General features: G+C 42.2%; 7 protein-coding genes and 1 pseudogene. 1 reads left to right on the forward strand and 7 read right to left on the reverse strand.

Annotated features, from left to right (window positions below; genetic code table 11):
- Both AB4Z17_RS30370 and AB4Z17_RS30375 read right to left on the reverse strand, forming a co-directional pair.
- Nucleotides 1–186 (reverse strand): annotated as a pseudogene (locus tag AB4Z17_RS30370) (GTP pyrophosphokinase family protein); the annotation flags it as partial.
- A 54-nt stretch (nt 187–240) separates the two neighbouring features.
- Complete coding sequence (locus AB4Z17_RS30375) at nt 241–657, reverse strand: MarR family winged helix-turn-helix transcriptional regulator (protein ID WP_441909496.1); 417 nt, start codon at nt 655–657, stop codon at nt 241–243.
- 106 nt (nt 658–763) lie between these two features.
- On the opposite strand from AB4Z17_RS30375, the gene AB4Z17_RS30380 reads away from it, so the two are divergent.
- Entirely contained in the window at nt 764–1,228 is a 465-nt protein-coding gene (locus AB4Z17_RS30380) for a MarR family winged helix-turn-helix transcriptional regulator (RefSeq protein WP_441964003.1), read from the forward strand.
- Between the two features lie 67 nt (nt 1,229–1,295).
- Here the strand turns inward: AB4Z17_RS30380 and AB4Z17_RS30385 are convergent, their stop codons facing one another.
- From AB4Z17_RS30385 to AB4Z17_RS30405, 5 genes are all read right to left on the reverse strand, one after another.
- On the reverse strand, nt 1,296–2,918 hold the full coding sequence (locus AB4Z17_RS30385) for an MDR family MFS transporter (RefSeq protein WP_441964005.1): 1,623 nt from the start codon (nt 2,916–2,918) through the stop codon (nt 1,296–1,298).
- Nucleotides 2,919–3,144: 226 nt separating this feature from the next.
- The gene (locus AB4Z17_RS30390) at nt 3,145–4,269 is read right to left on the reverse strand and encodes an NADH-dependent flavin oxidoreductase (RefSeq protein ID WP_441964007.1); all 1,125 of its coding nucleotides are present in this window, start codon (nt 4,267–4,269) and stop codon (nt 3,145–3,147) included.
- A 153-nt stretch (nt 4,270–4,422) separates the two neighbouring features.
- Nucleotides 4,423–5,079, reverse strand: coding sequence for an SDR family NAD(P)-dependent oxidoreductase (locus AB4Z17_RS30395; protein ID WP_441909492.1), 657 nt, complete (start codon nt 5,077–5,079; stop codon nt 4,423–4,425).
- A 115-nt stretch (nt 5,080–5,194) separates the two neighbouring features.
- Complete coding sequence (locus AB4Z17_RS30400; protein WP_441909490.1) at nt 5,195–6,610, reverse strand: MFS transporter; 1,416 nt, start codon at nt 6,608–6,610, stop codon at nt 5,195–5,197.
- Nucleotides 6,611–6,690: 80 nt separating this feature from the next.
- Nucleotides 6,691–7,143 carry a MarR family winged helix-turn-helix transcriptional regulator gene (locus AB4Z17_RS30405; protein WP_441964009.1) on the reverse strand — a complete coding sequence of 151 codons (453 nt, stop codon included), beginning with the start codon at nt 7,141–7,143 and terminating at the stop codon, nt 6,691–6,693.
- Between the last annotated feature and the right edge of the window lie 232 nt (nt 7,144–7,375).

The raw sequence follows: 7,375 nt of genomic DNA on the forward strand, positions 1-7,375 counted from the left end.
GCTCTTGGGCGACTTTAGGCGCGAGCTTGTATGCTCAATCGGATTGTATTCATGCAGTAAATGAAATTCTTCCTTTAATATTTCGACTTTTGTCTCAAGCTCTTGAATCGCAAATTTGTACATCATTAGAAAACGAGTGATTTGCTGCTTCATGTCTTTCATTTTTTGCATTTGATCCATAACCATACTTCCGTATTCCCCTTCCAATTCTTGCTGCTGAAATGTTTCGATTAGATCCCGCTAATCATCAAGCGATGTAAATATTCGTCTCAAATGCTCCAAATCCTCTTGCGAGATCCTCTCACTCATATATCGGATAATAGCATCATCATTTTCATTAAAAGCCTTCACAAATTGTTTGCCTTCATCTGTAATTTCCAAATAAACGACTCGTCTATCATTCTCGCTGCGATTTCTGCGAATAAGCCCTCTTTCCACGAGCTTGTCCCCGATGAGCGTAACCCCGCCCGCAGTAACCAAAAGCAATTCAGCTAGGTCCGTTGACTTCATGGGACTTTGTTTATCTAAATGTTGAAGCATTCTTGTTTGATTAATGGAGAAGCTGCAATCTATTCCTTTATACCATTCGGTTTTTAATTTTTTGTAAACAACCTTTAATTGCGGAAACAATTCTTTCCATTCCTCGTAGTTGTTCATGTTCCACCTCATTTCTGTTGTTTTGTTGACTTCCTGTCATCATAATAACTATAATTACGTAGGTAACCTAATTACTTTATAAAATAAGTTCACCGAGGTGAATCCAATGTCCGCAGATAAATATGAGAATGTAACAGACTTAATCGATGTTTTCCAAAAGTTCGCTAAAGCCGACTGGCGGAAAAAAACGATGTGGGGCGGTCTTAAAGCGAGCGAAGTTCGTATGCTCGTATGTGTGAAAAAAAGCAATGATAAAGGTTCAACAGGGACGACGGTTACAGAAATCAGTAAGTTGCTGCAAGTCACCTCTCCAACCGTTACACAGATGCTTAATAGCTTAATTGCATCTGGCCATGTGGTTCGTACATCCGATAGCACAGATCGAAGAATTACCGAAATAACGTTAACGGACACTGGCGAAGAAATTGCCCAAAAAGCAATAGACCGTTTTATCTCCATGTTCAAAGGCATGATTGATCATTTAGGCAAGGAGCAAAGTGATCAGCTTGTCATCATGTTAAACCAAGTATTCAACTATTTGGACTCTGCCAAAACGAATGAAGACTTTTAATAAACAAAGGGATTTCACTTCCTGCAAGCTGCAGGAAGCGAAATCCCTCCTATAGGAGCCGCTCTTATTAATTATTAAGAGCAGGCTCTTTTTTCAACTTTTCAGATGGCTCTACGCTAACTGCTTCTTTCTTGTCAGAAGAGCGAAGCGGAATTTCTTTCAAGAAGAACACGAGTACAAATGCGACGATCAGCAAGGACATACCGAACAAGAATACAACCGTCAAAGAGTCACTCAGTACCGAGCGAACCATCTCGATGATGTGTGTAAACAAAGGCTGAATTTGTTCCGGCAGCGTCGCATGAAGCTCTTTAAGCTTCGGTTGATCAAGCAGCATTTGCGGGTTAAGGAAACTAGACAGTTTCTCAGCTGTAGCCGCATCTACTTGACTTAAATCAGGTCCTTGACCTGCTGCGACAGCATCCTTCAGCTTGCTTGTCAAAGTGGAGTTCATAACCGTACCCATTACTGCGATACCAATCGTACCGCCCAGGTTACGGAACAACGTAGCTGTAGCTGTAGCCACACCAAGCTGTGAAGGCTCTACTGCATTTTGAACGGTAAGTGTAAATACTGGCATCGAAATACCAAGTCCAATACCAAATACGATCATCGCAGCAACCGCAACGCCAACGTTAGTCATGAATGCCATCATAAGCATTCCCGCGACCATGAATGGCATACCGATGAGGGCGAATCGTTTGTATTTCCCTGATTTGGAAATCCAACGACCAGACATTGCACTTAGGAAGATCATGGCGATCGACATCGGCATATTTACAAAACCCGAGTTCGTTGGTGAAATACCAAGCACACCCTGTACGAAGAATGGCAGGTACATCATTGCGCCCATCATGCCGGCATTCATAAGGAAACCGACGGAGTTGGAGATCGTTACAATGCTGTTTTTAAACATCGACAAAGGCAATACAGGGCTTTTGGCTTGACGTTCTACAAGAATCAATAGAACTAACAACACTGCAGCAGAGGCGAACATGCCAATAATTTGTGGCGAGCCCCAGTCATATTTTGTACCTGCCCATGAGAAGCCGAGCAGCAATGCAATAAGCATCAGTGAAAGCAATAATGAACCCCAATAGTCAATGGATTCCGTTGTTTTACGCGCTGTTTTTGGAAACATGGACCAAATCATCCCAAATGCAATAATGCCAAGCGGTAGAAAAATCCAGAAAATCCACTTCCAAGCGATATGATCGACCATAAAGCCGCCTAATGTTGGTCCAATTACACTTGAGAAGCCGARTATGGCCATCATTAATCCAGTCCATTTCGCCCTTTCCCTAGGTGCGAACAAATCACCAACCGCCGTCACGGTTGCCGACATAAGAATACCGCCGCCTATACCTTGAATACCACGATAAGTGATGAGCTGGAATACCGTAGTTGATGTACCGCATAAGAAGGCTCCGATTATAAATAACACGATACCGACTAACAAAAACGGCTTCCTTCCGTAAATATCCGAAAGCTTTCCTACAAGTACAGTAGCAATCGTTGATGTGAGCATATAAATGGTTATAACCCATGTGTAATACTCTATGCCACCCAAGATGGCAATAATGCGCGGCATAGCCGTGCTTACGATTGTCTGATTAATAGCTGCGAAAAACATAGCTGCCATCAGTGCAATCATGATTGTTAACTTTTTCTTCTGACTCAATTGCTCCATATGCTCTGCACTCCTAAACATTTTTATTTATTATGGCCTATTGGCCGCCAAACTACTTCGCGAAATAGTTAGGTTGCCTACCTATTAGACAATGATACAATAACTTTAGTACTAAAACAACTGCCAATTCATTGTCGTGCTGGATACACTAAAAAAAGATTAAATCGATTAAAGACGCAAAAAAAACAGGTCAAGAAATGCTTGACCTGTTTTCCTGTCATCTATATTAATCGCCTAGCGGGAACCAGCCTGGCGTATGAACAATTGCTTGCCAGAGCGGGGTAGGAACGACCAAACGATCTTGATCATCCTTGCTGAGCGTTGTTTTTATTTCCGATTCGCGGCCTTCTTGCACTTTCTCGACCCAATCCGGTTCAACAATAATTTCACGGCCAATCGCAACAAGTGGAATGCCGATATCTATTGCCTTTACAGCATCTTCTGGGGTATGAATAGAGCCAACGCCAATAATCGGAATTAAATGACCTACACGATCTTGTATCCATTGCATACGCGTTTTCGTTTCTTCAGCACCTCGTTTAGGCAATGACCAGAAATCCATTAACGATACATGAAGATAATCGAGGTCTTTGTTGCTTAGCTCGTCTAGAAGCCTAAATGTATCCGACATGGTAATACCAGGCGTAGTCGCCTCCTCAGGGGAGAAGCGGTAACCGACTAGGAAAGGTTTTTCCGCATAGGCAGCAACAACTCGCTTCACTTCATCAACGACGGCTAATGGGAAGCGCAATCTGTTCTCAATATTGCCTCCCCAACGGTCCTCACGTACATTGGAATGCGGAGAGAAAAATTGTTGGACAAGATAACCGTTTGCGCCATGAATTTCAACACCGTCGAACCCCGCCTCAATTGCTCTTCTAGTCGTTTCTCCAAAGTCGCGAATAATCGATTCAATTTCCTCATCTAATAATGCTCTAGGTGTAACCCCAGCGTTCTGCTCCGAAGCTACAGCGCTCGCACTTACCACATCACCATTTGGGACGAGGTTAATTGGGCATTCTCTACCGCCATGAAAAATTTGAAGCACTGCTTTAGCGCCCTTTTCTTTAATTGTTGCTGCCAAGAGCTGTAGACTCGGAATCATGTCATCGCTGTCGCTTGCAAATTCGCCGTGAAATCCTTTTCCGTTTGGTGAAACGTAAACACAAGCTGTAATGACTAGGCCTACACCACCCGATCTGCGGCTATAATAGCTCAGCTCCGTTTCCGATACCGTTCCATCTTCGTTTGATGAGAAATTCGTCATTGGCGCCATAACGATCCGGTTTTTTAATTCAATGCCGTTTTTAAAGGTCATTTGTTCAAACAATGGCAAATAAGTTGATTTCATTTATTTCATCTCTCCCGTTATCCTCAGTTTATCTAACTAACTGTAACTTTTTTGTATACTGTAATATTATTTCATACAGTTAGAGATGTCAAGCAGCAATAAAAAAGCATCCCAAACCATTCGGCTCAGGCATGCTTTTTCTACTCTTCCCCATTAGTCTTGCTTATATAAATACTCGACTTCACTTCTATTGATGTATAAATTCCAAAATTGATCCGCAATTTCATCTGGATCATAGAAACTTCCTTTGGCAACAAAACCAGCAATTGTTACTGTGCCGACATAAATGCCATGCGGTTGTAGCTCTTGTGAAAGTGTGAAGGCCAGAGAGCGAATTCCCGCTTTACCAATCGACAATGACGACAATTCAGCAGCAGGTGCCAGCGCCAATCCGCCGCCAGTAAACAGTATTGCCCCTTTCTTATGCTCAATCATATTAGGAATGACTTGATTCGCGCTTGTTAACGCCCCAACAACATTTACTTTAAACTCCTCAAGCAGCTGCGTTTCGGTTAATTTTGTTGGTGTAGCCTTAGATATGACAGCCGCATTATAAACCAGAACATCAGGGGAACCATAAAGCTGCTTAATTTGTTCAAATGCAGAAGTTAATGATATTGAATCGGCTGCATCAGCCTTAATGCTGTAGGCTTCAATCTTGCTATCATTAAGCTCCTTCGTATAAGTTTCCAGAGCATCCTCGTTCCTTGCTGCAAGCACAACACGAAATCCTTCGTTACCGAATTTCCTTGCAACACCTGCACTTACACCCGGTCCAGCCCCGACAATTACGACTAAAGGTTTGCTCATCTCACTCTCTCCTTCTAGTTAAATCATATAATTTCCAGTTTATTACACTTGTAGGCAGAGTCAAATTTTATCATTTTTCGCATCATTCATCTAATTCAAATATTTTATATCCTTATTATGAAATCGCTCTTGAAGATGATTTGCTCTTTTCAAGCTTTGTCTGCAAAGCTGCTTGATCACGCGATGGTCTGAATAGCAAATAATACAAGCCAACAATGATTGCAGCCAAGATTGCTAAGGAAAAGAAAATATTGCTATATAGGTATGCCCCGTTATGAATGGCAAATGGGTTAAAATGGACTGCCGTTTGCTTCAAATCCAGCATCTTGCCGATAATGCTTGTGGTCATCGCTCCCGAGATAAAGTTAAGCAAGGACATGAGTCCCATCCCAACTCCAATTTGCTCCTTGGCAAGCGTTCTTGATATCGTGTTCGACATCGCAATTTGCATAAAGGTTTGACCTATATTGCCGAATATTAACAAAAACACGATTAGATATGGCGATAATCCAACAAACACTGATAACAAAATAAAACAAGTAAAGCTTAATGAAATCGCAAGGTATACTAAAAACGAGTTGCCTTTCTCATCTGCAAGCCTGCCACCGCGACGCCCCATCAAAGCAGAGGTAATAGCTGCAGGAAACATAACAAAGCCGATAATGGCAGGGGACAACTGATTAAGTCCCGCCAAAAACTGTGGGGTTACAAAAGGCATGCTAAAGCTTAACGATGTAGCTAGAAAGGTCATGATTAAGCCAAACGTATATTTCTTATTGCTGAACAGCTTGGGCTGGATAAACGGCTCAGACGCTGTTCGAATGCGCACAATAAATAAAACGAGCGTTACAGCACCGCCTAGAGCAATAAACCAACTACCAACTGAAATGGACATCAGTAATAATGCGACGGAGCCTCCAAGCAGAATGCCGCCCAAATAGTCAATTTTTTGAGCTTTTCCTCTATCGTTGTCTAAATATTTTCTAAAGAACGGAAGTGCAATCAGCGGAATGACTGATATTAAAAATAGAAATCTCCAGTTGATGAAGCTTGTAACGATTCCGGCAACAATAGGCGCGAGTGCGGTTCCAAGAGCAAGACCCGCAGCAACCGTACCTAACGCCCTGCCACGCTTCTCAGGAGAGAAATAGCGTACAGGGACAATCATCGCTGTAGCTGGGATAACGGCTGCCCCGCTTGCTTGCAGCACCCTCCCAAGCACGATCATCCAATATTCAGAAGCGAGCAAACCTACAATCGATCCAAGTGCAAAGATAATTAATCCGAAGGTCAATAGATCCTTAAGCCGATATTTGTCCGCGAGCTTTCCGTATGTAACGGAGCCTACTGCAAAAACAATCATATACCCCGTAATCAGCCAGCTCACCTGTGAGGCGGTAATGCCAAATTCCTTGCTGATGACAGGCATAACAACATTAAACATTGAAGCATTCATAATGGAGAAGACTAAAGTAAAAGCTAATATAGGCAGCAGCTTCTCGCCTATTTTTTGTTTATCTGCAGCTTCCATATCCCGTAACGTCCTTTCCTGTTTTAGACTACATTTAGTTTGAATTCAAACTATATGTCCGAATATAACAAGCGTATCGCTTACTCATACGCTTTAATGATTTTTCTGAGTAAAACATGCAGATGTGCCGCTTCTTTCTTGGTTAGCAAATGGTCCGATTTCTCTTTCGCTTGTGCAACAGCATTTGAAGCTTTCAAGGACATTTCTACCCCTTGCTCGGTTAAATAAATTCTTTTCATTCTTGCATCCGAGTCATGCGCACGCCTTACAACCCAGCCTCTCTTCACCATCCCGTTGATCAAGCTGGTTACACTCGATTTGTCTATAAATAGCAGCTTCTCCAAGTCGGCGTTCATCACGCCTGGTTTCATAGCGAGCAAATGAAGCGACTGTGATTGCTGAGGAGTGAGGCCAAGCGGCCGAAGCGAAGTTTCAATCTCGCGCCGAATATTCGTAAATGCCAGCTTTATAAGCAATGTACTGCTGTCCTCTTGCTCCCAAGGAAAACGTGTAATGTGATTGTCTTCTCCCATTCAGAGCACCGCCTAAACTAGTTTGAATTCAAACTAATAATAAGGATGTAAGATTGCTTTGTCAACGAAAAATAACTGGACCGCGCTCGTTAATCTCCTTTTACTCGTCTATAACTTCAATTCTCTTGTTTCATTTCATATAAAAAAGGTTATAAACAATAGAATTAACCGCATATAATCAAATAGCTTGTTTCACATTACAAGGAGGATTCAATCATGGACTATATTATTA

This window comes from Paenibacillus sp. TAF43_2 (assembly GCF_052113545.1).
Lineage (GTDB): Bacteria > Bacillota > Bacilli > Paenibacillales > Paenibacillaceae > Pristimantibacillus.